Source organism: Variovorax guangxiensis, assembly GCF_003952165.1.
Classification (GTDB): Bacteria; Pseudomonadota; Gammaproteobacteria; order Burkholderiales; family Burkholderiaceae_C; genus Variovorax; species Variovorax guangxiensis.
Map to the genome: position 1 here is coordinate 1,050,008 of NZ_RXFT01000001.1, position 25,445 is coordinate 1,075,452.

Genomic DNA, 25,445 nt, shown 5'->3' on the forward strand with positions numbered 1-25,445 from the left:
CGGGCCTATTCTGCGGCAGCCGCCGCGAGCCTGCAGGCGCCGGCCGCTCAACCCGCTTCGGCCACCGGGTCTGTATGCAGCAGGTGCCGCTCCAGCAGCACCGCCACGTGCACCGCCTCGCGCTGCGCGCCGTCGCCGATCTGGTGGCGGCAGCTGGTGCCGTCGGCCACCACGATGGCACCCGGCTTCGCGCGGATGGCGGGCAGCAGGCTGGCCTCGGCCATCTTCATCGACACCTCGAAATGGCTGGCCTCGTAGCCGAAGCTGCCGGCCATGCCGCAGCAGGAGCTTTCGATGAGCTCGGCCTGTGCGCCGGGAATGAGCTTGAGCACCTCCATCACCGGGCTCACCGCGCCGAAGGCCTTCTGGTGGCAGTGGCCGTGCAGCAGGATGGGCGCTTCGGCCGGCTTCAGCGGCAGCTCGAAGCGGCCTTGCTTGAGCTCGCGGGCGATGAATTCCTCGAACAGCAGCGCATGCTTGGCAACCAGCTCGGCCTTCTCGCCGAAGCCCATCACCAGCGCCTCGTCGCGCAGCGTGAGCAGGCACGAAGGCTCGAGTCCGACGATGGGCACGCCCGCGCGCGCCAGCGGCAGCAGCGCGTCGATCAGCGCCTCGGCCTTGCTCTTGGCCTCGTCGACCATGCCGCTGGCCAGGAAGGTGCGTCCGCAGCAGTGATGCCCGCCGCTCTTCTCGACCGTGTACAGCACATAGCCCGCCGCCTGCAGCACGCGCGCGGCCGCGAACGCGTTCTCGCTCTCGAAGGTGCCGTTGAAGGTGTCGACGAAGAGCACCGCCGCCTTGCCGCCGCGCCGCGCGATCGACAGCGCCACCTCGCGTTCGACGAACAGGCCCGGCTCGTTGGCACGCGCACGCCAGAAGGTGTCGCCGCGCCATTCGGGCAGCGAGCGCTTCGCCGAGAAGCCCAGCAGCTTCTCGCCCAGCCATGCGGCGCCGGGCACGCTGTTGCGCAGGTTCAGCAGCCAGGGAAAGCGGCTGGCCTTGTGGGCGTAGTCGGGCAGGTTCGCCACGAGCTTGTCCTTCAGCGTGTGGCCGTGGCGCTTCTTGTAGTGGTCGAGGAACTCGACCTTCATCTTCGCCATGTCCACGCCGGTCGGGCAATCGCGCTTGCAGCCCTTGCAGCCCACGCACAGGTCCATGGTCTCGTGCATGGCCTCGCTGGTGAAGGCGTCGAGGCCGAGCTGGCCCGACAGCGCCAGCCGCAGCGTGTTGGCGCGTCCGCGCGTGAGGTGCTGCTCGTCGCGCGTCACGCGGTAGCTGGGGCACATGGTGCCGGCGTCGAACTTGCGGCAGTGGCCGTTGTTGTTGCACATCTCCACAGCCTTGGCCAGGCCGCCGGTGCTGTCGCCGCCGGTGCCGGGCGCGGTGGTCACCTCGGTCACGGGGTCGGCGTCGACGTTCCAGGCCGACCAGTCGAGCACGGGCTTGAGTTCGATGCGGCGATAGGGCTTGGGCGCGGTGGGCGGCGCGAAGCGGAACAGCGCGCCGTCGTCCATGCGCGGCGGGTCGATGATCTTGCCGGGGTTGAAAAGGTCGATCGGGTCGAGCTTGCGCTTGATCGCGCGGAAGGCCTCGTTGATGGCCGGGCCGAACTGCCATTCGATCCACTCGCCGCGGCACAGCCCGTCGCCGTGCTCGCCGCTGAACGCGCCCTTGTACTTGCGCACCAGCTCGCTCGCCTCCTCGGCGATGGCGCGCATCTTCGCGGCGCCGTCGGTGCGCATGTCGAGGATCGGCCGCACGTGCAGCGTGCCGACCGAGGCATGCGCGTACCAGGTGCCGCGGCTGCCATGCTTCGCGAACACCTCGGTCAGCGCGTCGGTGTACTCGGCCAGGTGCTCCAGCGGCACGGCGCAGTCCTCGATGAAGCTCACGGGCTTTCCGTCGCCCTTGAGACTCATCATGATGTTGAGGCCGGCCTTGCGCACCTCCCAGAGGTTCTTCTGCCGCGCCTCGTCGGGCATCTCGACCACGCTGCCGGGCAGGCCGAGGTCGCCCATCAGCTCGACGAGCTGCTTCAGCTGCGGCAGCAGCGAAGCCTTGTCGGAGCCCGAGAACTCCACCAGCAGGATGGCTGCCGGCTTGCCGATCAGCGCGGTCTCGACCGTCGGCTTGAAGGCCGGGTTGGCCAGGCTCAGCTCGATCATCGTGCGGTCGACCAGCTCCACCGCCGTGGGCCCGAGCTTCACGATGTGCTGGGCCGAGTCCATCGCGGCATGGAAGGTCGGGAAGTTGACGATTCCCAGCACCTTGGCGCGCGGCAGCGGCGCGAGCTTGAGCGTCAGGCTGCGGGTGTACGCCAGCGTGCCTTCGGAGCCGATCAGCAGGTGCGCCAGGTTCACGCTGCCGTCGGCCGTGTAGGGCCGCTCGCTCTGGTTGTCGAAGATGTCGAGGTTGTAGCCCGCCACGCGCCGCATGACCTTGGGCCAGTTCTCTGCCATCGCCTCGCGGTGCTGCCGCGCGAGGCTGCGCACGAACTGCGCGATGCCCGCCGCGCGCACGCCCAGCGAACCCACGGTGCCGAAGTCGACGAGCTCGCCGTTCGACAGCCACGCGCTCGCGCCCAGCACGTTGTGCACCATGTTCCCGTAGGCGATGGAGCGCGAGCCGCAGGAGTTGTTGCCCGCCATGCCGCCCAGCGTGGCCTGCGCGCTGGTCGACACGTCCACCGGGTACCAGAGCCCGTGGGGCTTCAGCTGCGCGTTGAGGTGATCGAGCACCAGGCCGGGCTCGACCGTGGCCGTGCCCGCCTCCACGTTCACGTCGAGCACGCGGCGGAAATGCTTGCTGTTGTCGATCACCAGCGCCGCGCCGGTGGTCTGCCCGCACTGGCTGGTGCCGCCGCCGCGCGCGAGCACCGGCACCTTCAGGTCACGGGCGATGTCGATGGCGGTGGCGATATCGCGCTCGTTCGTGGGGACGAAAGCGCCGACGGGCGTGATCTGGTAGATCGACGCGTCGGTGGCGTAGCGCCCGCGCGAGGCGTCGTCGAACAGCACCTCGCCCTGCGTCTCGGCGCGCAGGCGGCGCGCCAGCAGCTCGCAGGCTTCGTTGGGCGGAAGAACAGTTCCGGCTGGCTGCATGTGGCTGGCGGGGTCGATGCGCATGGTGATCAGGTCGCTTTGACGGACTTGGCCGATTTACTCGGCCGCTTTACTTGGCTGATTTGGCCGGTGGATAGATCTCGCCGGCACGCAGCAGCTCCAGCACCGTGTCGCGCTTGCGCAGCACGTGCGACACGAGCACCTTGCGCATGGCCTCGGCGTCGCGCTTGGAGAGCGCGTCGATCATCTGCTCGTGCTCCTCGACCGCATGCTTCCACTTCGCCTCGTTCTGGTTGGTGCGAAAGCGCAGCGACTGCACGCGGGCGTTGATGGAGCGGTAGGTGTTCGACAGCACCGGGTTCGCCGCCGCCTCGTTGATCGCGGTGTGGATACGCGCATTGAGCCTGTAGTAGCCCGAGAGATCGCGCCGCGCAAAGCAGGCCAGCATCTCGTAGTGCAGCGCGCGCACCTCGGCAAGCTCTTCGTCGGTGATGCGCCGTGCGGCGAGCTCGCCCGACATGCCTTCGAGCATGGCGAGCACCTCGAAGGTGTCGAGCACGTCGGCCTCGGTGAGCTTCACCGCCACAGCGCCCCGGTTGGGCAGCAGGTCGACCAGCCCTTCGGCCGCGAGCAGCTTGATGGCTTCGCGCAGCGGCGTGCGCGACACGTTCAGCTGCAGGCACAGCTCGCGTTCGTTGAGCTTGGCGCCGGGTGCGATGAGCCCTTCGACCAGCATGGTGCGCAGGCGCGCGGCCACCTGGTCGTGCAGCGCGAGCCTGGAGATTTCGATGATTTCGGCGGTCATGGTTTTATCCCTTGAATGCATTTTGAATGCAAAAAACAGGACCCACAACCTTGGCAGATACGGGTAAACCATCAAGCAAAAATGAATTTTGAATGCAAAACTGAACGCGAAAGGAGCGTTCATGCTGCAACTCGACATCCATCCCACCGGCCGCCACTTTCTCCAGATTCCCGGTCCGAGCCCCGTGCCCGACCGCATCCTGCGGGCCATGAGCCTGCCCACCATCGACCATCGCGGGCCCGAATTCGGCACGCTCGGGCTGAAGGTGCTGGGCGGCATCCGGCAGATCTTCAAGACGAAGCACCCGGTCGCGATCTACCCTGCCTCGGGCACCGGCGCCTGGGAGGCCGCGCTCGCCAACACGCTGAGCCCGGGCGACCACGTGCTCATGTACGAGACCGGCCACTTCGCCTCGCTGTGGCAGAAGATGGCCACGCGCCTGGGCCTGTCCACCGAGTTCCTCGCCTGGCAAGGCACCGACGCGCAACTGCCAAACGCGCCGAGCTGGCGCCGCGGCGTGCAGGCCGATCTCATCGAGGCCCGCCTGCGCAAGGACACCGAGAAGAAGATCAAGGCCGTGTGCGTGGTGCACAACGAGACCTCCACCGGCGTCACCTCCGACATCGCCTCGGTGCGCAAGGCCATCGACGCCGCGGGCCACCCCGCCCTGCTGATGGTCGACAGCATCTCGGGCCTTGCCAGCGCCGACTACCGCCATGACGAATGGGGCGTGGACGTGTGCGTCAGCGGCTCGCAGAAGGGCCTGATGCTGCCGCCAGGCATCAGTTTCAACGCGCTGTCGCCGCGCGCGCTCGAAGCCGCGAAGCACGCGAAGCTGCCCAAGGCCTTCTGGGCCTGGGACGAGATCGTCGAGATGAACAAGGACGGCTACTGGCCCTACACGCCCAACACCAACCTGCTCTACGGCCTCTCGGAGTCGCTGGACATGATCCTCGGCGAAGGCCTGGACAACGTGTTCGCGCGCCACCAGCGCTGGGCCGCCGGCGTGCGCGCCGCCGTCAACGCCTGGGGCCTGCCGGTCCAGTGCGCCGACCCGGCCGTGTACTCGCCCGTGCTCACCGGCGTGATCACGCCAGAGGGCGTGGACGCCGACGCGCTGCGCCGGCTGATCCACCAGCGCTTCGATCTCTCGCTGGGCACCGGCCTGGGCAAGCTCAAGGGCCGCATGTTCCGCATGGGCCACCTGGGCGACAGCAACGACCTGACGCTGGTGGCCATGGTCGCCGGTGTCGAGATGGGCATGAAGCTCGCGGGCATCAAGCTGGCAGGCAGCGGCGTGCAGGCCGCCATGGACCACTTCTCGAGCCACACGGCACCGGCCGCGCTGCAGAAAGCCGCCTAGACAACAGGCTCACAGGCTCGCAGCGCCACTGCCGGCGCGCATCGGATTCCCACCCACGACGGAGACAAGGAAGATGCAGAGACGTTCGTTGATCCAGGCTGCGGGCGCCGCGGCCGCCACGCTGGGCGTGCCCCGGCTCTTCGCGCAGGAGTGGCCCACGGGGCCGGTGCGCATCGTTGTCGGCTTTCCGCCCGGCGGCGGCACCGACGCGCTGGCCCGCGTGGTCGCGCAGAAGCTCACAACGATGTGGGGCCAGCAGGTGATCGTCGAGAACAAGGGCGGCGTGGCCGGCGTGCTCGCGGCCGACTACGTGGCGCAGCAGCCCAGCGACGGCAGCACGCTGCTGATGGCCCACATCAACAGCCACGCGCTCGCGCCCAGCCTGCAGCCCAAGCTGCGCTACAACGTGGAGCGCGACTTCGTGCCCATCGTGCTGGTGGGCGTCACGCCCAACCTGCTGATCGCCAACCCGGCGCAGAAGGCGCTCTCGGTGAAGGACATCGTCGCCGCCTGCAAGGCCGCGCCCGGCACGCTGAGCTTCGGCTCGGCCGGCGCCGGCTCGGCGCAGCACCTGGCGCTGGAAATGTTCAAGCTGCAGGGCGGCGTCGATGCGCTGCACGTGCCCTACAAGGGCAGCGGCCCGCTGCTGGCCGACCTGATGGGCGGGCAGATCCAGTACAGCTTCGAGACCATGACGGCCGCCACGCCGCACGTGAAGAACGGCCGCGTGCTCGCCGTGGCGCAGACGCGCACCAAGCGCGCCAAGGGCCACCCCAACGTGCCGACCATGCAGGAGCAAGGCTTCCAGGGCTTCGAGGCCACCACCTGGTACGGCCTCGCCGGCCCGGGCAAGCTGCCTGCCTCCATCGCGCAGAAGGTGAACCGCGACGTGAACACCGTGCTGGCGATGCCCGACGTGCAGGAGCGGCTGGACACCTACGGCGCGGAGGACGGCGGCGGCTCGCAGGACAAGTTCAGGCAGTTCATCAGCACGGAGATTGCCAAGTGGGCGAAGGTGGTGAAGGACGGGAACGTTCACGTCGAGACCTGAAGGGCCTGCTTTGCTGAGAAGATCCGGAAGATGAATTCATCCCAGACCGCCCTCACCGACGCACTCGTGGCCGCGCGCCGCGGCAACCGCACCCTCGACGCCACGCCCTGGCTCGACACACTCGAAACCGCGGCACAGGCCTATGAAGTGCAGGACGCCGTTGCGGCGGCGCTCGGCTGGTTCGAGAGCCAGCCGGTGCCCCGCGCATGGAAGTCGGGCGGCGGCTCGCGAAGCGCGACGCTCACGCATGCGCCGCTGCCGCCTGAAGGCGTGCGGCAGAGCCCGGCGGATTTCAGCGACCTCGTCTTCCACACGCCCGGCATCGAGGCCGAGATCGCCCTGCGGCTCGGCCAGGACGTGACGCCCGCGCGAGCTGCGACGCTCGACCACGAAAACTCGGCAGCGCTGATCGACGCCATGGCGGTTTCAGTGGAAATCGTCGACGCACGCTGGCAGGACCTCCCCTCCACGCCCGCCCTGTTGCGCCTGGCCGACTCGCAGGTGCACGGCGCGCTCGTGCTCGGCGAGTGGAAGCCTTTCGCCGCCGTCGACTGGGCCTCGCAGCGCTGCGAGACGAAGATCGGCAATGCCGAAGTGGTGGTGCGCGAAGGCACGCACCCGCTGGCCGACCCGGCGTGGCTGCTGCCGATCTGGCTGCGCCACATCACGCGCAACGGGCGGACGGCGACGGCCGGCACCGTCGTCACCACGGGCTCATGGGTGGGCGTGCTGCCCTGCCGGCGCGGCGATCAGGTGACGGCCGAGTTTCCCGGCGTCGGCGCCGTGCGCTTGATCGTGTAGCGCCCGCCTCCCACGCCCGAGCAGGCCACCAGGAAGTCGAGCACCGCCCGCACCCGCGCGGGCAGCGTGCCGGCCTTGCCGATGTAGACCGCGTGGATCGGCTCCACTTCGGCCGGATTGAATTCCTCCAGCAGCGGCACCAGCCGGCCAGCGTCGATGTCGTGCTGTATGTGATACAGCGACAGCCGCGCCACACCCGCCCCGGCGATGGCCAGCTGGCGCAGCGTTTCGCCATCGCCCGCGCGCACCGGGCCGGCAACGGGCAGCCACTGCATGCGGCCGTCCACGCGCAGCGGCCAGTCGGGCGTGTTGCGCCGGTAGCTCCAGCCAAGGCGGTTGTGCGCCTGCAGCTCCTGCGGCGTGCGCGGCGTGCCGTACTTGGCGAGGTAGTCAGGTGCGGCGACGATGGCCTGGCTGGTTTCACCCAGCCTGCGCGCGACAAGGTCCGACGCCGGCAGCTGGCCCCAGCGGATCGCGATGTCTGCGCGCTCGTCCATCAGGTCGACGATGCGGTCGGTCAGCGCGATGTCGAGCGTGATCTGCGGGTGCATCTCCAGCAAGCGTGGCACCAGAGGCACCAGCTTGTGGTGGCCGAACGAGACGCTGGCGTTGATGCTCACCCGCCCGCGAGGCGCGGCGCCGGCCGCGGCGCAGCGCTCGGCCTCGTCCATGTCGGCCAGCACGCGCAGGCTGCGCTCGTAGAACTCCGTGCCCTCGGGCGTGAGCTGCAGCTTGCGCGTCGAACGGTGCACGAGCTGGATGCCCAGGCGCAGCTCCAGCCGCGCCACCAGCTTGCTCACGGCCGAAGGCGTCATGCCCAGCAGGCGCGCGGCGGACGAGAAGCCGCCCGACTCCACCACCTGCACGAAGGCTTCCATTTCGCCGGAGCGGTTGACCTCGATGCGCGGCATGGCTCTTCCTCATTTCTGTGATTTCAAGTCACAAGTCTATGTAGCCGTGGCATTCTAGTCATCGATGGCATTCGTCATCACAGTACAGGGCATCATGCCAATCGCTCTACTTGCCCTCACCGCCGGTGCCTTCGGAATAGGCACCACCGAGTTCGTAATCATGGGCCTGCTGATGCAGGTCTCGACGGATCTTCACGTCTCCATCACGGCCGCCGGCCTGCTGATCTCGGGCTACGCCCTCGGGGTCGCGGTCGGCGCTCCCGTACTCACCATCGCCACCCGCAAGCTGCCGCGCAAGACGGTGCTGCTCGCGCTGATGGCGATCTTCACGCTCGGCAACCTCGCCTGTGCCCTTGCGCCCAACTACGAAATGCTGATGGCCGCGCGCGTGGTCACCTCGCTGGCGCACGGCACCTTCTTCGGCGTCGGCTCGGTGGTCGCCACCGGGCTGGTGGCGCCAGAACGCCGCGCCTCGGCCATCGCGATCATGTTCACCGGCCTGACTGCCGCCACGCTGCTCGGCGTGCCCGCCGGTGCATGGCTGGGGCTGCATTTCGGCTGGCGCTCTACCTTCTGGGCCGTGACGGCGATCGGCGTGCTGGCCTTCGCGGTGCTCTCGGTGTTCGTTCCCCGCGTCAAGGAAGAGGCCAAGGCCGCGCCGCTGCGCGAGGAGCTGGGCGTGCTTGCGCGTCCGCAGGTGCTGCTCGGCCTGGCGATGACAGTGCTCGGCTTTGCCGGCGTGTTCGTGGTCTACACCTACATCCAGCCGCTGCTCACCCAGGTCACGGGCCTGTCGGAATCGGCCGTGTCGCCCATCCTGCTGGTGTTCGGGGGCGGCCTCGCGGTCGGCAACCTGCTAGGCGGCAAGCTGGCCGACCGGGCGCCGATGGCCGCCGTGTTCGGCACGCTGGTGGCGCTGGCGGTGGTGCTCGGCGCAATGCAGTTCACCATCGGCACGCCTTTCACCGCAGTGGTGTTCGTCGGACTGCTGGGCGTGGCCTCCTTCGCCACCGTGGCGCCGATGCAGCTGCGGGTGCTGGAGAAGGCTTCGGGCGCCGGTCAGAACCTGGCTTCGAGCCTGAACATCGCGGCCTTCAATCTCGGCAACGCACTTGGTGCCTGGGTCGGCGGCGTGGTGATCGACCATGGCCCCGGCCTGCGCGCGCTGGGCTGGGTGGCCGCGCTGCTCACGCTGGTGGGCCTGGCCATCGCGCTGTGGAGCCGCGCGCTCGACAGGCGCGAGCCGCGCGACGCGCTGGCCGACTGCGCTTCGGCCCGGGCCTGAGTCTTCCAGCACTCGAGCCGAGGAACAGAAACGCCGCTCAGTGCTCCAGCCGCGTCGGCGAGCCGCTGTGCGAGCCGCCGGACTGCATGAAGAACGCGAACCTGTCGCGCCCCGCCGCCTTGGCGTTGTAGAGCGCGACGTCCGCGCGAGCCAGCAGCTCCTCGGCCGTGGCCGACGAGCCGCTCGCGCGGTGGAAGGCGATGCCGATGCTGGTCGTCACGTCGACGCGCTGGCCGTCCACCACGAAGGGCGGCGTGTGGACGCGGTCCACGATCTTCTCCGCGACGATGGCGGCCGCCTCCGGCGTGCCCAGCCCCTCCAGCACCAGCACGAATTCGTCGCCGGCCAGCCGCGCGACCATGTCGGTGCCGCGCACGCAGCCTTGCAGCCGCCGCGCGTATTCGGAAAGCACGGCGTCACCCACCGCGTGGCCCATGGTGTCGTTGATGGCCTTGAAGTGGTCGATGTCGAGGAACATCAGGGCCATCGCATGGCCGGTGAGCTGGCTGCGCAGCACCGCGTCGGGCAGGTACTCGTTGAAGGCCAGCCGGTTGGGCAGGCCGGTGAGCGTGTCCAGCCGCGCCAGCTCGATGAGCTTGTGCTCCACCACCTTCAGCGCCGTGATGTCCAGCGCCAGCGAGAAGATGCCGTGCGTCACGCCGTCGGCGCGCACGTCGGGCACGTAGATGACCTGCGTGATGCGCTCGCTGCCGGCGCGCTGCATGCGCGCCTCGAACTCCACCCGCTCACCCGCCAGCGCGCGCGCGAGCATCGGCTGGCGCGACACGTACACCTCGCGGCCCGACACCTCCTGCACGTGGCGCCCCAGCACCTGTGCCGGATCGAGCCCGAGCCACTCGCGGCTGGTGGCGTTGGCGAAGGTGATCTTCTCCTCGCGGTCGATGTAGGTGATGAGCGCCGGCATGTTGTCGGTGATGGCGCGCAGCCGCAGCTCGCTCTCGGCCTGGCGCAGCTCTGCTTCCTTCAGCGCCGTGATGTTGAAGGACATCAGGTAGAAGCCCACCACTTCGCCGCGCAGGTTCTTGTCGGGAATCAGGTTGACCTGGAAATAGCCCTGGCGGCCGTGCAGCGGCGCGCGCACCGGAAAGCGCACCTTCTTGCCCGAGAACATGACCGGAAGGTACGGTTTGAGCTGGGAATAGATCGTCCTGCCCAGGGCCGAGCGCAGCGTGGTGCCCTGCAGCGCCGACTTCTCGCCCAGGCCGGCCATCTGCCGCGCGCGGATGTTCGCGAAATGGCAGTTCTGCTGGCGGTCGAAGTAGCCGACCAGCGCCGGGATGCTGTCGGTCACGTCGCGCAGGCGGGTTTCCTGTTCGCTCAGCGCGCGGCGGATATTGACCTCCTCGGTGATGTCGAAGGTCATCGAGAACACGCCGCACACCCTGCCCTGGGCGTCGAGGTCGGGGATGTAGTGCGCCTTGAAGGTGCGCTCGCCGATGCCCAGCGCCGGGTCGCCCGATTTCTCGAGGATCACGGTCTCGCCGGCCAGCGCGCGCATGAAGTGCGGCTCCACGACCGCGAAGTCGGCCGGGCCGCGCACGTCGGGCATCAGGCGGCCGACGAGCGGCCCGTTGCCGCGGTGCAGCGCCCGCACGTGTGCATTGACGAAGGTGTAGCGCAGCGACGCGTCGACGTGCGACACCATCGCCGGAATGCTGTCGGCAATGATGCGGACCTGCGCCTCGCTGTGGGCCAGGCTGCGCTCGATGGCGCGCCGCTGCTCCATCAGCTCGTCGAAGGTGCGCGAGAGGTCGCCGATCTCGTCGGCGGCGTAGCGCCGCTGCGCCACGGGCGTCCCTTCGTCCCCCCCGGAGGGCGCCTGCTGGGTGGACTGCATGTGACGGTGCAGTTCCGCCAGCGGGGTGAGCTGCCGGCGCACCACGGCCAGCGTCAGCGCGCCGGCGCACAGCGCGAGCGCGAGCGCGCCGATCCAGGCACCGCGCTCGATGGCGTTGATGCTCGCGAAGGCCTCGCTGCGCGGATACATCGCCCCGACGATCCAGTTCGCCTGCACCATGCGGTCGAAGGCGTAGAGGCTGGGCACCCCGGCCTCGTTAACGCCTTCGCTGGAGCCCTGGAAGCCGGCCATCGCGCGGAGGATCTGGGCGTCGCCGCCGCTGCCGTTGGGCTGGACGTGATTCAGGATGCGCGAGGCGTTCGGGTGGTCGACCACGATGCCGTCCACCGTGGTCACGAACAGGTAGCCGGTCTTGCCGAACTTCACGTCGGCGAGCGTGCCCAGCACGCTGCGGTCCTTCAGGTTGATGGCGCCGGAGATCACGAAGCGCACCTGCCCGGTGCTGTCGAACACGGGCTCGGTGATGGCCACCTGCGCCAGTCCGTTGAGCCGGTTGCGGTAGGGCTCGGACACCAGGCCCGTCCTGGAGGCGACCGTCTGCTGGAAATAGGGCCTGTCCTTGACGTTCACCTTGCCGATCGCCTGCGCGCCGTTGAGGTTGGCCACGAGGTTGCCGTCCATGTCGAGGAAGGCGACGTTGTCGAAGGCCTGGCGCAGCGAGGGATGCTTCTCCACGAAGGTCTGAAGCGCCGCCGTGCCCTGGAAGTCCTGGGCCTCGACGCTGCCGCTGAAGGTCTGCAGCAGGATGCGGCGGCTGCCGAATTTCTGGTCGATCGCGTCGGCGATGGCGTCCACCCGGGCGAACTCCTCGGACGCGATCGAGGCGCGCATGCTGCTCTTGACAAGGTGCAGGGCGAAGGTGGCGATCGCGAAGGTGGCCAGCAGGACCACCGCCGCCACGCCCAGGCTCAGGCGTGTGTGCAATCCGAACCGGAATTTCGAGGGACCTGTTTGATTCATTGAACTTGCTCGGGGCCGGTACGTTGCCGGCGGCGCGAATGTTTCCCGTCTCTGAGTATCGGTGGGTTCGGGTTGCGGCGGAAGATACCGGGTTTACGCGGCGCGGGCGCCGCCGGATTTATTCCATTTGCAACAGCACGTCTCGTACCCGGTCCAGCGACGGGTCGATGTCGGCCTCGCCGATGGCGCCGAACCCCAGCATCAGCCCCGCCCGAGGGGGCGAGAAATGGAAGAACGGCGCCAGCGGATACAGCCCCACGTCGACCCGGCGCGCCAGCCGCACCAGCTGGTCCATGTCGATCCGGTCCCCTTTTCCGGGCCTGCACAGCGCCGCCATGTGGATTCCGGCCGAGATCGGCACCAGCTCGAACCACGGCGAAAGATCTTCCGCGAAGCGCCGCACGATGCGCTCGCGTCGCTGTGCATAGGCTGCGTGGCAGCGCCGGATGTGCCTGTTGAGGTCACCGTCGGCGATGAACTTCGCCAGTGCCGACTGCGCCGGCGTCGCGGTGTGGCAGTCGCTCAGGTATTTGGCCGTGGCGGCTGCCTCCAGCACGTCGGGCGGCGCGAGCAGGTAGCCCAGCCGCAGATCGGGCGCCAGCGTCTTCGAGAAGGTGCCGACGAAGACCACGCGGCCGTTGGCATCCATGCCGTGCAGCGAGTCGGCCGGGCGGCCCTCGTAGCGGAATTCGCTGTCGTAGTCGTCCTCGATGACGATGGCGCCCAGTTCGTCGGCCCGCTTCAGCAGTGCCTTGCGGCGCGCCTCGCTCATCGGCATGCCCAGCGGGAACTGGTGCGCGGGCGTCACGTAGATCAGCCGCGTTCCGTCGGGAATGCGCTCAACCACCAGCCCTTCGCCGTCGACCGGTATGCCCACCACCTTCGCGCCCTGCCCGGCCAGCAGCAGCCGTGCCGGCGGATAGCCCGGCTCCTCCATCGCGACCGTGCTCCCCGGCTCGACCAGCACCCGCGCGACCAGGTCCAGCGCCTGCTGCGCGCCGTTGGTCACGAGGATGTCGGCCGCGACGCAGCGCACGCCCCTGGAAAAACTCGCGTGCCGCGCGATGGCGTCGCGCAGCTCCGGCAGGCCCTCGGCCTCGCCGTACAGCCCGCGCGAGCGGGCGCCCTGCCGCAGCGCATGCAGCATGCAGCGGCGCCAGTCCGCGTGCGGAAAAAGATCGCGCGCCGGCGCACCGCCGATGTATTCGTAGCGCGCGCTGCCAGCCGGCGCGGGGTGCCGCAGCGGTGTGCTCATGCCGCGCCAGTGCTCGACCATGGCGCCCCCGGCCAGCGCTCGCGTGGCTGCCGCGCCCGGCTTGCGCGCGGCGTCCAGCGCCACGAAGGTGCCGCTGCCGACGCGGCCCGTGAGCAGCTTTTCGAAGCTCAGGCGGGCGTAGGCCTCCGACACCGTCTTGCGCGACAGCCCCAACTGCTGGGCGAAGAGGCGCGACGGCGGCAGCTTCTCGCCCGCCGCAAGCCGGCCGCTGCGAATGGCCTCCTTCAACTGCCGGTACAGCTGGCCGGCCAGGTCCTTGTCGCCTTCGATGACGACGTGCAACTCCATGGGATTGGTCTCCTGCGAATGCCCCGGATTGGCCGCCTGCGGCGACGCCCCTCGCTCCTAGCATCGAGGCTGCATTGAATCACTCAACCCATTGAAGGAACCCGCGCCATGCAATCCCGCCTCGACTTCTACAAGGCTTCTCCCGACGCGCTCAAGGCCATGATCGGCTTCGAAGCGGCCATCGGCAAACTCGGCCTGGAGCCGAAGCTGCTCGACCTGGTCAAGCTGCGCGCTTCGCAGATCAACGGCTGCGCCTACTGCATCGACCTGCACTCGGCCGACCTGCGCAAGGCCGGCGAAACCGAACGCCGCCTGGCCACCCTGTGCGTGTGGCACGAAACGCCGCTCTTCACCGGGCGCGAGCGCGCAGCGCTGGCCTGGACCGAAGCGCTGACGCAGGTGTCGCTCACCCACGCGCCCGACGAGGCCTACGAAGCGCTGGCCGCTCATTTCAGCGAGGCGGAACGTGTCAACCTGACGATGGCGATCAACGCCATCAACAGCTGGAACCGGCTGTCGGTCGGCTTCCGCAAGCAACTGGCGGACTGAGCGGGATCAGCCCTTCACGATGCGCGCGCTGGCCGTGGAACGCGCCACGATGCGGCCGTCGGCCTCGCTCAGCTGTGCTTCCAGGAACGCAATCGTCCTGCCTTTCTGCACCACGCGGCCCTCGCCGTACAGCAGGCCGGGCCTCGCGGCGGCCAGGAAGGACACGCTGAGGTCGATGGTGACCGAGCAGGTCTCCTCGCCGTTCAGCACCCACAGCGCCGGCCCCATCGTGTCGTCGAGCATCGCGACCAGGATGCCGCCCTGCACCGCGCCCGCGGGGTTGAGGAAGGCGTCGGTGGCGACGAAGCTCAGGCGGATCGAGCCCTTGGCTCTGTCGAAATCCAGCACGCGCTGGCTGAAGAGTTCGGCGGTAGGCGGACGGGGGAAACGCTCCAGCCAGGGGTCGTCGATCGTCATTTTTCTTTCGCTCCGGAAGTGAAGCGAAAAATCCTAGGCGGTGGCTGCTGACAGCGTGGTGTCAGCAGGTTGCAGCAGCGCATCCACCAGAGCGTCCACCCGTTGCTCCGCGCGCCGGATCGACTGGGCGAGCTGCTCGCCGCCGAACTCGTCGGACTCCACCGCTGCCTCGTATACCTCCGTGATGCCGATGTAGCCCAGGGCCGAGCGCACGCTGTTCTCGGTGTGGTTGAGATGCGCGATGCGCCCGCCCGCGTCGTAGCCGTGGTCGCCGCGCGCGCCCAGCAGCACCACGCGCTTGCCCGCGTCCGCCAGCATCGGCCAGTACGGCACCGCGCCGCGCGAGCGGTCGAATCCGAAGGTGCGGCCCACGCGCACGATGTTGTCGATCCACGCCTTGAACTGCGCGGGCGCGCTGAAGTTGTACATGGGAAGGCCCACCACGATCAGGTCGGCCGCGACGAGCTGGTCGACCAGCCGGTCGCTCTCGGCGAGCACCTGCGCCATCCAGGGCTCGCGCGCGGCGGGCGGCGTGAAGGCCGCGTGGATCCAGCGGCCGCTGACGTGCGCGGGCGGCTGCTGGCCCACGTCGAGGTAATCGACGCGGTCGCCGGGCCGCGCCTCGAGCCAGCGTTCGACGAAGCGCGCGGAAAGGCGGCGGGTGTGCGAGCCGTGCAGGTCGGTGTCGGAACGGCCCGGCCTGGCGCTGGCGTCGATGTGGAGGATGTTCATGGTCGCGTTCGTCATGGATGAGTTTCCTTCTTTCGTTTCGCGCTGCCAGAATGGAGCGCAGGCCTTGAATCTAGGTTTCAGGAGCCAGCTTCACAAACGATCATTTCTCCACCGATGAACGAGATTGGCTCACCTGTCCGCACGCCGCGCCGTCTGCCTGCGTTGCTCTCGCTGCGCGCCTTCGAGGCCGCGGCCGCACACCTGAGCTTCCAGCGGGCTGCGCAGGAGCTCTCGGTGACGCCTTCGGCCATCAGCCACCAGGTGCGCGCGCTCGAAGACACGCTGGGCCAGCCGCTTTTTCGCCGCCTCACGCGCCAGCTTGCGCTGACGCCTGCTGGCCAGCGCCTCTTCGACGACCTGCGCACAGGCTTCGACCTGCTGGAGGCCGGTGTCGACAGGCTGCGCCGCCCTTCCGCCTCGCAGGCCGTGACCCTGAGCACCAACACCGCCTTCGCCGCGCGCTGGGTGCTGCCGCGCATGGATGCCTTCCGCAAGGCCTGCCCCGGTGTGGAACTGCGGCTGCATGCGAGCGACACGCTGGTCGACCTGGCGCGCGGCGAGGCGGACATCGCGGTGCGCTCCGGCAACGGCAACTGGCCGGGGCTGGTGTCGCGCGAACTGATGCCCGAGCGCTACGCGCCGCTGTGCAGCCCGATGCTCGGCCTGAAGGACGCGGCCGATCTGCCGAAGCACCGGCTGATCCACTGCGACTGGCAGCCGCAGGCGCTCGCCCCAGCCGTGTGGCCGCGCTGGTTCCGCGAAGCCGGCATCGCGCCGCCGAGGGGGCGCGCGATGAAGGCATCGGGCCTGTCGTTCTCCGACGAGACGCACGCCATGCTGGCCGCGCTCGCCGGGCATGGCGTGGCGTTGCTGAGCCTCACGCTCTCGGCCGAGGAACTCCGCAGCGGCGCGCTGGTGCAGCCCTTCGGGCCTGCGCTGGACACGGGCAGCTACTTTCTTGCCGTTGCGAACGGCAGGGACGACGAGCCGGCGTTACGCGCCGTGTGGGAGTGGATTGCATCGCAGGCCCCCGCAGCCTGAGCGGAATCTGAAGACCGGGCTTGCAGTCTGTTACCGGTTTCGCGCAGACTCCGGCAACAACCAAGCGAGGAGCCCCCTATGAAGAGGTTTGCCGGCGTGCCCGTTGCCATTGCGACAGGCGCGCTTCTTGTAATGGTTTTGGCCTCATGCGGAGGCGGCGGTGGGGGCGGCGGCGGAGGTGGAGGAATAGGCATAGGACTGGGCACCGGCGGAACCACGCCGCCCGCCACGAACACACCCGAACTGCCGGCGCGCGAAGCCCTCATCGCACGCGCCAGGAGCTACGAACTCAACACGCCGTACGTGCCGCCGCCGGGCGATCCGCTGGAGCACAACACCTCGGGCTACGCCAAGGCGATGTGCTCGGCGGCCTTCATCACCGGGCTCGACCCCGCCGTCGCGGCCGAGAGCGTGGGCTACTTCACCGGCCCTTACGCGCAGCGCAAGAAGGTCGGCACGCCGGTGGTCGACCGCGCGAAGAAGGAAGTCCGCATCACCATTCCCAACGGCCCGACGCTGACGGCCCGCTACTACGGCTCGCAGGGCTGCATCACGCTGCCGCCGGGCAGGGACGACGTGTTCTTCACGCCGGTGGCGGTCAAGAGCGCCCTGCCCGACGCGTCGACCCAGGCATGGCCCATGGGCGACGTCATGCCTGGCGGCACTCCGCCCGGCATCGACACCGCGAAGGTGAGCCAGGCGGTCGACGCGGCCTTCGAGCTGCCCGAGGCCTACACGGCGGCTTTCGTTGTCACGCACAAGGGGCGCATCGTCGGCGAGCGCTACATGAACGGCATCGGCCCGGGCACGCCGCTGGAGTCGTGGTCGATGGGCAAGAGCGTGACCGCGACCATGATGGGCGTGCTGATGAAACAGGGCGAATACCAGCTCGACCAGCGCGCGCCCATTCCGGAATGGCAAGGTGCGGACGACAAGCGCAAGGAAATCAGGATCTCCGACATCCTCCACATGTCGAGCGGCCTGCGCATCAAGGCGCCCGACGACCCGGACTTCGACCCCAACGGCACCTACCCCGACCACGTCTACTTCTACACGGGCCGCATCAACATCTTCAACTACGCCGCCACGCGGCCACAGCAATGGCCGCCCAACACCATCGGCCGCTATCGCAACACCGACCCGGTGCTGGCGAACTACCTGATCCGGCTGGCCGTGGAAAAACGCGGCGAGGAATACCTGTCGTTCCCGCAGAGAAACCTGTTCGACAAGATCGGCATCCGCACGATGACGCTGGAGACCGACCCCTACGGCAACTTCATGGGACAGGGCTACGACTTCATGTCGGCACGCGACTGGTCGCGCCTGGCCAACCTGTACCTGCAGGACGGCGTGTGGAACGGCGAGCGCATCCTGCCCGAGGGCTACGTCAAGTTCGTGAGCACGCTCGCGCCGACCTGGGCGGCCGACAAGCGCCCGATCTACGGCGGCTTCTTCTGGCTCAACGGAACGAGCACATGGCCGGTGCCGACCTCGGCCTACTACATGCTCGGCGCCGGCGGGCAGGTGGTGCTGATCGTTCCCTCGCACGACCTCGTCGTGGTGCGCCTGGGTTTCGACAAGGGCGAAAGCTCGTCGGTCCCGAGCCTGCGCAAGGCACTGACGCTGCTGATGCAGGCGGTGCCCGCGTCGTCGTGAAATGAAGAAAGGCCTCCCGAAGGAGGCCTGCAACTCGAACTGGTGTCCGGCTTTGTCTCAGCGCGTCTTGCTCAGCAGCGTCGGCACCACATAGCCATCACGGTAGACGGCCTCGATGGTTCCGTTGACCGTGTCGGACGGATGCGCGGTCACGAACTTTTCCTCCGTCACGCGGTAGACCACCATGGTGCAGGACGAGTGCTTGCTCAGGGTGCGGGCCACGCCTGTGGCCTGCCTCAGGGTCGGATATGTCTCCATGGGGTGCTGCCTCCTCGTGTGCTTGATGTTGCTCCAAATGTTAACTCTTTGGTACTCAAATATTCCTAAGGGTATTTTCTGAGCGCCAACAACGCGGATTTTCCTCATGGCGTCCTCCGGGGGAACCGGATGATCCCGTCATTGACAGTCAAGGCGACAGGCGCGACGTGCTTACTACACTGCCCACCGATGAACCAGGCGCTGATCTCCTTCTTCCACAGCGGCGGCGACCGCCTCCGCAGCCGCAGCGTGAGCGAGGTGGTGCTGACCGGCATGGTGGACGTGCCCATGCCTCCCGCTCGCCTGCTCGCCGACTGGGACCGGGAGATTTCCTCGCAACTCGCGCTGGAGCTCGGAGACGTGGAGCCCCTGCCCCTCGCACGGGCCCGCGCGCGCTGGCCGGACTACCGGCTCTGCGTCCAGGCCGCGTCCGACTGGGCGCAGGCGCAGAGCCTGCCCGGGGTGCTGGCCTCCAGCGACATCGCCCTGATGGCCTGCCGCGGTGCGACGTACCACCACGACGGCACCCGGTACGGCTTCGCGGCGTTCTGCAATCTCTTCATGAGCGAGGACAAGGGACTGGACCTGCACTTCCCCTTCGCGGACCGGCGCATTCCGCTGAGGCGAGGCACGGTGGCGATCTTCGACACCGGCCAGCCTCATGCCGTGATCCGGCGCGGCAGCAGCGGCTTCGACGCGGCCGACTTCGCGGAGGGCACGGATTGCAACCTGGTCTTCCTGACCTGGGAGCTGCCGATCGAGGACGCCTTCGTGGCGAAGGCGCTGCGGATCGAGTTCGACGTGGCCGCACAGAACCGGGCGCAACCCGACGAGGAGTCGCTCATGCTGGGCGGCAAACCCGCCGTCGTGCACCCGGCTTCCGGCCAGTGGATCAGCGACGACTGACCGGCTTCGCTCAGCGCTCCTGCGGACGAGCGGCAGCGCCGGCGGCAAGCTCGGCCAGGCATTCCCTGACCGCCTGAAGCGGCGTCCTCTCATGGCAGCGTGCCGCGGCCTCGCGCGCGACGGCTTCGCTCAGGCGCCGCTCCTGCGCGGCCTCGACCTGCAGTTCGACAATCCATTTCATGAGCACGGCCAGCACGATCAGCAGCCCGATCGCAGCGCCGATGAAGGTCAGGCGCCAGCTGCCGATGCGAAGGATGGGAGCCGTGCCAGGCTTGCCGGCCATGCTTTCTTCCCGCCCGGGCATCTAGCGCGGCAGGCCCGGAAAGACCCACATGCTCAGTCCGAGGATCAGCCCGATCCCAAGGAACACGATGGCGGCCGTGGTGAACACCGATGCCGCCACGATGTTCTGGACGAACAGCGCCATCAGCACGAACCCCACTGCGGCGGCGAAGCACATCACGACCGGCAGCAGCGCCCTGAGCGCCGCGCCGCGCCCGGGCACCGAGGTTGGTTCGTCCGGGCTGCCTTCGCGCAGGAACGGGGTTCGCATGACTGTCCTCCTCTTCGCGATATCTCGCGTATATGCATGGGGTCCGCTGAAGAAGGCCGGCTGCTTCGGGGCAACCTTTTCTGACCTTCATCAAAGAAAGTGTCCGAAGGTTAAGGAAAGGATCCGGCCGGGCTAAGGGATTACTGCGCGAACCTCGCGCGTGAGAAGAGGCCCGGCGAACAAAGCTCGACGGCCTGCGTAATAGTTAACAACCGGTACACCGCAAGGCACCGCCCGATCCTCGCGCGGACTCTAGAAGCCCGGACCGGCCGCCACCAGTGTCGAAAGTCATTGCACGCGAAGTCAGCTATTCGCGCCGGGCGGCTGAAGCTCCCTCACCCACTCGAACACCGCCGCCACGGCGGGTTCGTCGCGCCGGGCCTGGGGGCAGACGAGATGGAACGGCAACCCCGGCAGTTCCGGGCCGAAGGGCTGCACGAGATTGCCCGCGCGCAGTTCGTCCGCGATCAGCGCCAGGCTCATCAGCGCGACGCCCTGCCCCTGCAGCGCGGCCCACACCGTGTGCGTCTCGTCGGAGAACACCGGCCCCGCCGATACGTCGAGGCCCGGCACCTGCGCTTCCTGCTGCCACGCGGCCCATGTGCCGGGCTGGCTCTTGCTGCCGGGCACCGTGAAGTGCAGCAGCGTGTGCCGCGCCAGTTCGTCGGGCCGGCGCAGCTTGAGCGCGGGGCTGCACGCGGGCGCGAAGACGTTGTCGAACAGCTTTTCAGACACCATGCCCGGCCACTGCCCGCGTCCGTAGCGGATCGCGAGGTCGGCCGTGACGCCATCGAGCGCCACCGCGTCGTGCGACGCGTGAATGCGCAGGTCGAGCCGAGGATGCAGCGCGCGCAGCGTGCTCACGCGCGGCAGCAGCCATCGCGCCGCGACCGCCGGGGTGGTCGACAGCGTGATGGCCATGCGCTCAGGTGGCGCTCGCAGCCGTGCAACGGCATTCGCCATCGCGTTGAACGATTCGCCGAGCACCGCCTGCAGTTCCCTGCCTTGCGGCGTGAGCACCAGTTGCCTCGGCTGGCGGATGAAGAGCGCCACGCCCAGCGAATCCTCCAGTTGGCGCACCTGGTGGCTGATGGCCGTGGGCGTCACCGAGAGCTCGTTGGCCGCGAGCTTGGCGCTGCAATGCCGCGCCGCGGCTTCGAAGGCGCGCAGCGCCGCCAGCGGAGGGAGTTGGCGAAGGTTGGCCATGGATGAATTTATTTTTCAGCAACGCAAAGAAATCGTCGTTTGTCGCCTTGGCATTGCATCGATAAATTTCTCTCCATGCCAGGCAAACAGCTGAATTCTCTTCATCCAACCCTTCATGTCAAAGAGGACCGCACCATGACCACACTGCTCCACATCGACGCCAGCGCCCGCCCCGGCCGTTCGGGCACGCATGTCCACGGCTCGCATTCGCGCCGCCTCAGCCATCACTTCGTGACGACCTGGCGGGCAGCACGGCCCGACGACGAAGTGATCTACCGCGACATCGGCGCCACGCCGCCCGGCAACGTCACGGGCGAGTGGATCGCCTCGGGCTATACGCCGGCCGGGCAGCGTGAGCCGTGGATGCACGCGGTGCTCGCCGAAAGCGACGCACTGATCGACGAGCTCCGCCGCGCCGACGTGCTGGTGATCGGCGCGCCCATGTACAACTTCGGAATGCCCGCGCCGCTGAAGTCGTGGATCGACAACATCGTGCGCATCGGCTCGACCTTCGACTTCGACTTCGACTTCGACCGCGACCGCGACCGCGACCGCGAGAACCCGTACGTGCCGTTGCTGGCCGAGCGACACCGCCGCACGGTGCTGCTCACCTCGTGCGGCAGCAGCGGCTACGGGCCGGGCGGATTCCAGGCGCAGATGGACCTGCTCACGCCGGGCATCGCGAGCCCGCTGGCGCTGCTGGGGCTCAACGAAGTGCACAGCGTGGCGATCGAGCACGCTGAAGACCACGGCGACCTGCTCGACCGCTCCATCGCCAGAGCGCTTGCCCGTGTCGAAGCGCTCGTGGCCGAACTGCAGGCCGGCTGAACGCCCCGGCTCAGGCCGAACGCAACTGCTCGCGCAGCTTCTGGCCGATTTCGGGCCGCTCCAGGAACGGGTCGGCCGGATTGGTGATGGAGACGATGTTCTCCATGCGGCTGCGCACGTTGCCCAGCGCCTTCGGATGGCTGAACACGTAGAACTGGTTGTCGCTGATGGCTTCGAACACCTTGGCGGCCACTTCGGCAGCCGTGATCTTGCCGCTGCTCACAGCCTTGTTGCTCATCGCCTGGCCGATCAGCTGGCTCTTGGTGAGCTCGCTTTCCTTCGGCGCGTTCGGACGGTTGCGCTCGCTGCTGGTGATGCCGGTGGGCACGAAGTACGGGCACAGCAGGCTCGCGCCGATCTGGTCGGTGACGAGGTTCAGGTCCTGGTACATCGTCTCGGTAAGGCTCACCACCGCGGCTTTCGCGGCGTTGTAGATGCCCATGTTGGGCGGCGTGAGCAGGCCGGCCATGCTGGCCGTGTTGGTCACGTGGCCGCGGTAGGACGGGTCCTTGGCCGCAGCCTCCAGCATCATCGGCACGAACAGGCGTACGCCATGGATCACGCCCCACAGGTCCACGCCCAGCACCCATTCCCAGTCGGCCACGGTGTTCTCCCACACCAGGCCGCCGGCGCCCACGCCCGCGTTGTTGAAGACGAAGTGCGGCGCACCGAAGCGCTCCTTCACGGCAGCGGCCAATGCCTCCATCTGCGCCGCGTCCGACACATCGACCTTGCGCGCCAGCACCTGCACGCCGGCCGCTTCCATCTCGGCCTGGGCCTTGTCGAGCGCATCCTGCTGCACGTCGACCAGCACGAGGTTCATGCCGCGGGCGGCGCCGATACGCGCGCACTCCAGGCCGAAGCCCGAACCCGCGCCGGTGAGAACGGCGGTCTTGCCCTTGAAGTCCTGAATCATTGGGTGCTTTCCTTTGGTTGACTCTGTGCCGTCTATTGGACCGCTTCAAGCGGAGAACGGCTGTCGTTCGCGTGACGCGAGTCAGCCCTCGGCCTTCTTCAGCACATACCCGATCCGCGGAAAGTGCACATGCACCGTGCCCACGCGCTCGCTGCTGCGCTCCAGCGTGTAGTGCGTGCGCGTGGCGGCGACCAGCGTGCCGGGCGTCTCTTCGAGGCCGAAGCTCTCGGCGCGGATGGTGACTGCGGTGCCCAGCGGGATGCCGTGGTCGTCCTGGAAAGTGCTGTCGGTCAGCAGTGAATTCGGCGTCGAGGCCTTCGCCACCGCGATGGCTTCCTCGCTCGAGAACTTCTCGGGCACGTCGTGGCCGATGGCGGCCATGCGGTCCATCCAGTCGATCACCGCGGGCGTGAGGTCGAGGATGGTGCGGACCGACTCTATGCGCCGCGTGTACCACAGCGGGTGGTAGGCGGAGAAGTCGGCGATGCTGGGCACCTCGCCGAGCAGGTAGGGCTTCTCGTCGAGCATGTCCGACAGGCGGCGCAGGTACGACTTGTAGGCGCTGGTGGCGTCGGCCGGGCGCAGGCGGGTCATGTTGCCCGCGCTCATCTTGCCGCGGTCCTCGCCGAAGGCCTTCGCGGCTTCGGGCGGCGCCTTGGCAAACACTTCCGCCGCGCCCCTGGGCTGCAGGTTCCAGGCCATGGCGGCCCAGAAGAGCGTGGTGTCGGCCCACTGCGCGAGGATGCGCGACATGCCTTTTTCAGGCTCCGGATAGAGCGTGGGTTCGGGCCGCAGATGCTCGAGCACGTCGGCGATGAGCGCGCTGTCGCAATAGATGTCGGCGCCGATCTGCAGGAACGGCGTCTTGCGGTAGCCGCCGGTGAGCACCTCCACGTCGGGCTTGGGCATGATCGGCGGGATGAAGACCGACTTCCACGGCAGCTTCTTGGCGCCGAGGATGAGGCGCACCTTCTCCGAGAACGGCGAGGTGAGGTAGTGATGGAGGATCAGGTCGGCCATGGTGTTTCCCGTGGGTTGTCGTTCGTGTTGCTTCAGCGCGGCTGTGCGCGCTGGATGATGGCGTCGAAATCGGTGCCTGCGCCCAGCGTCCCGAAGGCATTGCCCCAGTCGCCGGCCAGGCGCGATGCGCAGAACGCGCCGGCCACTGCAGCCGGCGCCGTCTGCACCAGCAGCGCGGCCTGCACGGCCAGCGCCACGTCCTGCGCGAGACGGCGGGCCTCGGCTTCCGAAGCCATCGCCTCGATGCGCGCCGGCAGCGCATCGGCCAGCCGGTCGAGCGCGGCGTGATGTCCGCGCGCAGGTGCGAGTTCCTTCGCCAGCGTGGCCACCGCGTCGCCCTTGCGCAGGCCGCGCAGCAGGTCGAGCGCCATGATGTTGCCCGCGCCTTCCCAGATGGAGTTGAGCGGCATCTCGCGGTAGATGCGGGCCATGATGCCTTCGCCGCCCTCCTCCACGTAGCCGTTGCCGCCCAGGCATTCCATGGCTTCCTGCGCGAAGGCGCTGCCGCGCTTGCAGATCCAGAACTTGGCGACCGGCGTGAGCAGCCGGGCCATCAGGCGTTCGTGCTCGTCGGACTGGTTGTCGAAGGCCCTCGCGAGGCGGATGGCGAGCGCGGTGGCGGCCTCGCTCTCCAGTGCGAGGTCGGCCAGCACGTTCTTCATCAGCGGCTGGTCGATCAGCGCCTTGCCGAAGGCCATGCGCTGCGTCGCGTGGTTGAGCGCGATGGCCAGCGACTGGCGCATCAGCCCGCTGGTGCCCAGCGCGCAGTCGAGCCGCGTCATCGTGCCCATCTCGAGGATCTGCGGAATGCCGCGCCCCTCCTCGCCCACGAGCCATGCGATGGCGCCATGGAACTCCACCTCGGAGCTCGCGTTGGCCTTGTTGCCCAGCTTGTCCTTCAGCCGCTGGATGCGGATCGCGTTGCGCAAGCCGTCCGGCAGCACGCGCGGCAGGAAGAAGCACGAAAGCCCGGCGGGCGCCTGGGCCAGCACCAGGAAGGCGTCGCACATCGGCGCCGAGAAGAACCACTTGTGGCCGGTGATGGCGTAGCGCTCGCCCCAGGCGTCGCCGGTGCCGTCGCGCACGGCCTGGGTGGTGTTGGCCCGCACGTCGGAGCCGCCCTGCTTCTCGGTCATGCCCATGCCCATGGTCACGCCGGGCTTGTCGCTGAAGGGCTTGAGCGCCGGGTCGTACCAGAGGCTGCCGAGCTTCGGCGCCCAGTCGGCATGCACCGCCGCGTTGCCGCGCAGCGCGGGTGCAACGGCGTAGGTCATGGAGACGGGGCAGAGAATCGACGGCTCCAGCTCGGTGAAGAGCATGAAGCCAGCCGCGCGCAGCACGTGCGGCGAGGCCGATGCGCCGGTCCACGGCGTGCCGTGCAGCCCGGCGCCCACCGCGGCGCCCATCAGCGCGTGATAGCTCGGATGGAACTCCACCTCGTCGATGCGCCGCCCGAAGCGGTCGTGCGTGTGCAGCTCGGGCGTGTGGATGTTGGCGAGCCGTGCATGCGCCTGCATGCCGGCCGAGCCGAGGGTTGCGCCCAGTTCGTGCAGCTGCGCGGTCTGCAGCGCGGGCGCGTTGAACTTCAGCGCATCGCGCAGGGGCCGGTTGGTGTCGAAGAGGTTGTAGTCCACCAGCGGCGTGGGCTGGTTGAAGACCTCGTGCGTCGAGTCCATTCGAAT

Annotated in this window: 23 protein-coding genes; 9 read left to right on the forward strand and 14 right to left on the reverse strand. The window is 68.4% G+C overall.

The features are described from left to right. Positions 1-47 precede the first annotated feature (47 nt). Together EJP67_RS05045 and EJP67_RS05050 are read right to left on the reverse strand one after the other, a co-directional pair. The gene (locus EJP67_RS05045; protein WP_126020088.1) at positions 48-3,125 is read right to left on the reverse strand and encodes an FAD-binding and (Fe-S)-binding domain-containing protein; all 3,078 of its coding nucleotides are present in this window, start codon (positions 3,123-3,125) and stop codon (positions 48-50) included. Positions 3,126-3,171: 46 nt separating this feature from the next. Beyond that, complete coding sequence (locus EJP67_RS05050; protein WP_126020090.1) at positions 3,172-3,867, reverse strand: GntR family transcriptional regulator; 696 nt, start codon at positions 3,865-3,867, stop codon at positions 3,172-3,174. A gap of 121 nt (positions 3,868-3,988) precedes the next feature. Between EJP67_RS05050 and EJP67_RS05055 the strand changes: the two genes are divergently transcribed. The 3 genes from EJP67_RS05055 to EJP67_RS05065 all read left to right on the forward strand — a co-directional run bounded on the left by EJP67_RS05055 (position 3,989) and on the right by EJP67_RS05065 (position 7,082). Further along, a complete protein-coding gene (locus tag EJP67_RS05055) occupies positions 3,989-5,230 on the forward strand; it encodes a pyridoxal-phosphate-dependent aminotransferase family protein (protein WP_126020092.1) in 1,242 nt (413 codons plus the stop codon). A 73-nt stretch (positions 5,231-5,303) separates the two neighbouring features. Then, complete coding sequence (locus EJP67_RS05060; RefSeq protein ID WP_126020094.1) at positions 5,304-6,281, forward strand: Bug family tripartite tricarboxylate transporter substrate binding protein; 978 nt, start codon at positions 5,304-5,306, stop codon at positions 6,279-6,281. Between the two features lie 30 nt (positions 6,282-6,311). Then, positions 6,312-7,082 (forward strand): fumarylacetoacetate hydrolase family protein, encoded by a 771-nt coding sequence (locus EJP67_RS05065; RefSeq protein ID WP_126020096.1) that lies wholly within the window; start codon positions 6,312-6,314, stop codon positions 7,080-7,082. On the opposite strand, the gene EJP67_RS05070 is transcribed toward EJP67_RS05065, so the two are convergent. Next, on the reverse strand, positions 7,031-7,993 hold the full coding sequence (locus EJP67_RS05070; protein ID WP_126020098.1) for a LysR family transcriptional regulator: 963 nt from the start codon (positions 7,991-7,993) through the stop codon (positions 7,031-7,033). The two genes, EJP67_RS05065 and EJP67_RS05070, sit on opposite strands and share 52 nt — an antisense overlap. Positions 7,994-8,087: 94 nt before the next feature. On the opposite strand from EJP67_RS05070, the gene EJP67_RS05075 reads away from it, so the two are divergent. Then, complete coding sequence (locus tag EJP67_RS05075; RefSeq protein WP_126020100.1) at positions 8,088-9,278, forward strand: MFS transporter; 1,191 nt, start codon at positions 8,088-8,090, stop codon at positions 9,276-9,278. Positions 9,279-9,315: 37 nt separating this feature from the next. Here the strand turns inward: EJP67_RS05075 and EJP67_RS05080 are convergent, their stop codons facing one another. Together EJP67_RS05080 and pdxR are read right to left on the reverse strand one after the other, a co-directional pair. Next, entirely contained in the window at positions 9,316-12,081 is a 2,766-nt protein-coding gene (locus tag EJP67_RS05080; RefSeq protein ID WP_240650499.1) for a diguanylate cyclase domain-containing protein, read from the reverse strand. A 154-nt stretch (positions 12,082-12,235) separates the two neighbouring features. Further along, positions 12,236-13,681, reverse strand: coding sequence for a MocR-like pyridoxine biosynthesis transcription factor PdxR (gene pdxR, locus EJP67_RS05085; protein ID WP_126020104.1), 1,446 nt, complete (start codon positions 13,679-13,681; stop codon positions 12,236-12,238). Between the two features lie 108 nt (positions 13,682-13,789). On the opposite strand from pdxR, the gene EJP67_RS05090 reads away from it, so the two are divergent. Next, entirely contained in the window at positions 13,790-14,230 is a 441-nt protein-coding gene (locus tag EJP67_RS05090; RefSeq protein WP_126020106.1) for a carboxymuconolactone decarboxylase family protein, read from the forward strand. A 6-nt stretch (positions 14,231-14,236) separates the two neighbouring features. Here the strand turns inward: EJP67_RS05090 and EJP67_RS05095 are convergent, their stop codons facing one another. Together EJP67_RS05095 and EJP67_RS05100 are read right to left on the reverse strand one after the other, a co-directional pair. Further along, the gene (locus tag EJP67_RS05095) at positions 14,237-14,647 is read right to left on the reverse strand and encodes a PaaI family thioesterase (protein WP_126020108.1); all 411 of its coding nucleotides are present in this window, start codon (positions 14,645-14,647) and stop codon (positions 14,237-14,239) included. Between the two features lie 33 nt (positions 14,648-14,680). Next, complete coding sequence (locus EJP67_RS05100) at positions 14,681-15,394, reverse strand: FMN-dependent NADH-azoreductase (RefSeq protein WP_126020110.1); 714 nt, start codon at positions 15,392-15,394, stop codon at positions 14,681-14,683. Between the two features lie 99 nt (positions 15,395-15,493). Between EJP67_RS05100 and EJP67_RS05105 the strand changes: the two genes are divergently transcribed. Together EJP67_RS05105 and EJP67_RS05110 are read left to right on the forward strand one after the other, a co-directional pair. Next, positions 15,494-16,420: a LysR substrate-binding domain-containing protein gene (locus EJP67_RS05105; protein WP_126020112.1), complete on the forward strand. Its 927-nt coding sequence runs from the start codon at positions 15,494-15,496 to the stop codon at positions 16,418-16,420. A gap of 132 nt (positions 16,421-16,552) precedes the next feature. Continuing rightward, positions 16,553-18,076, forward strand: a complete 1,524-nt coding sequence (locus tag EJP67_RS05110; protein ID WP_126020445.1) for a serine hydrolase domain-containing protein — start codon at positions 16,553-16,555, stop codon at positions 18,074-18,076. A 57-nt stretch (positions 18,077-18,133) separates the two neighbouring features. Here EJP67_RS05110 and EJP67_RS05115 read toward each other — a convergent pair whose 3' ends face one another. Further along, the gene (locus EJP67_RS05115; protein WP_126020114.1) at positions 18,134-18,334 is read right to left on the reverse strand and encodes a hypothetical protein; all 201 of its coding nucleotides are present in this window, start codon (positions 18,332-18,334) and stop codon (positions 18,134-18,136) included. Positions 18,335-18,523: 189 nt separating this feature from the next. Between EJP67_RS05115 and EJP67_RS05120 the strand changes: the two genes are divergently transcribed. After that, complete coding sequence (locus EJP67_RS05120) at positions 18,524-19,240, forward strand: hypothetical protein (RefSeq protein ID WP_126020117.1); 717 nt, start codon at positions 18,524-18,526, stop codon at positions 19,238-19,240. A gap of 10 nt (positions 19,241-19,250) precedes the next feature. Here the strand turns inward: EJP67_RS05120 and EJP67_RS05125 are convergent, their stop codons facing one another. The 3 genes from EJP67_RS05125 to EJP67_RS05135 form a co-directional block, all read right to left on the reverse strand. Next, positions 19,251-19,523 (reverse strand): general secretion pathway protein GspL, encoded by a 273-nt coding sequence (locus tag EJP67_RS05125; protein ID WP_240650500.1) that lies wholly within the window; start codon positions 19,521-19,523, stop codon positions 19,251-19,253. A gap of 21 nt (positions 19,524-19,544) precedes the next feature. Then, complete coding sequence (locus EJP67_RS05130; RefSeq protein WP_126020122.1) at positions 19,545-19,793, reverse strand: hypothetical protein; 249 nt, start codon at positions 19,791-19,793, stop codon at positions 19,545-19,547. A 303-nt stretch (positions 19,794-20,096) separates the two neighbouring features. Beyond that, positions 20,097-20,999, reverse strand: coding sequence for a LysR substrate-binding domain-containing protein (locus EJP67_RS05135; protein ID WP_126020123.1), 903 nt, complete (start codon positions 20,997-20,999; stop codon positions 20,097-20,099). Positions 21,000-21,134: 135 nt separating this feature from the next. Between EJP67_RS05135 and EJP67_RS05140 the strand changes: the two genes are divergently transcribed. Further along, positions 21,135-21,827: an FMN-dependent NADH-azoreductase gene (locus tag EJP67_RS05140; RefSeq protein WP_126020126.1), complete on the forward strand. Its 693-nt coding sequence runs from the start codon at positions 21,135-21,137 to the stop codon at positions 21,825-21,827. A gap of 10 nt (positions 21,828-21,837) precedes the next feature. Here the strand turns inward: EJP67_RS05140 and EJP67_RS05145 are convergent, their stop codons facing one another. The 3 genes from EJP67_RS05145 to EJP67_RS05155 all read right to left on the reverse strand — a co-directional run bounded on the left by EJP67_RS05145 (position 21,838) and on the right by EJP67_RS05155 (position 25,439). Further along, the gene (locus tag EJP67_RS05145) at positions 21,838-22,743 is read right to left on the reverse strand and encodes an SDR family oxidoreductase (protein ID WP_126020128.1); all 906 of its coding nucleotides are present in this window, start codon (positions 22,741-22,743) and stop codon (positions 21,838-21,840) included. An 81-nt stretch (positions 22,744-22,824) separates the two neighbouring features. Next, positions 22,825-23,763 carry a glutathione S-transferase family protein gene (locus EJP67_RS05150; protein ID WP_126020130.1) on the reverse strand — a complete coding sequence of 313 codons (939 nt, stop codon included), beginning with the start codon at positions 23,761-23,763 and terminating at the stop codon, positions 22,825-22,827. 32 nt (positions 23,764-23,795) lie between these two features. Then, positions 23,796-25,439, reverse strand: a complete 1,644-nt coding sequence (locus EJP67_RS05155) for an isovaleryl-CoA dehydrogenase (protein ID WP_126020132.1) — start codon at positions 25,437-25,439, stop codon at positions 23,796-23,798. Positions 25,440-25,445 lie beyond the last annotated feature (6 nt).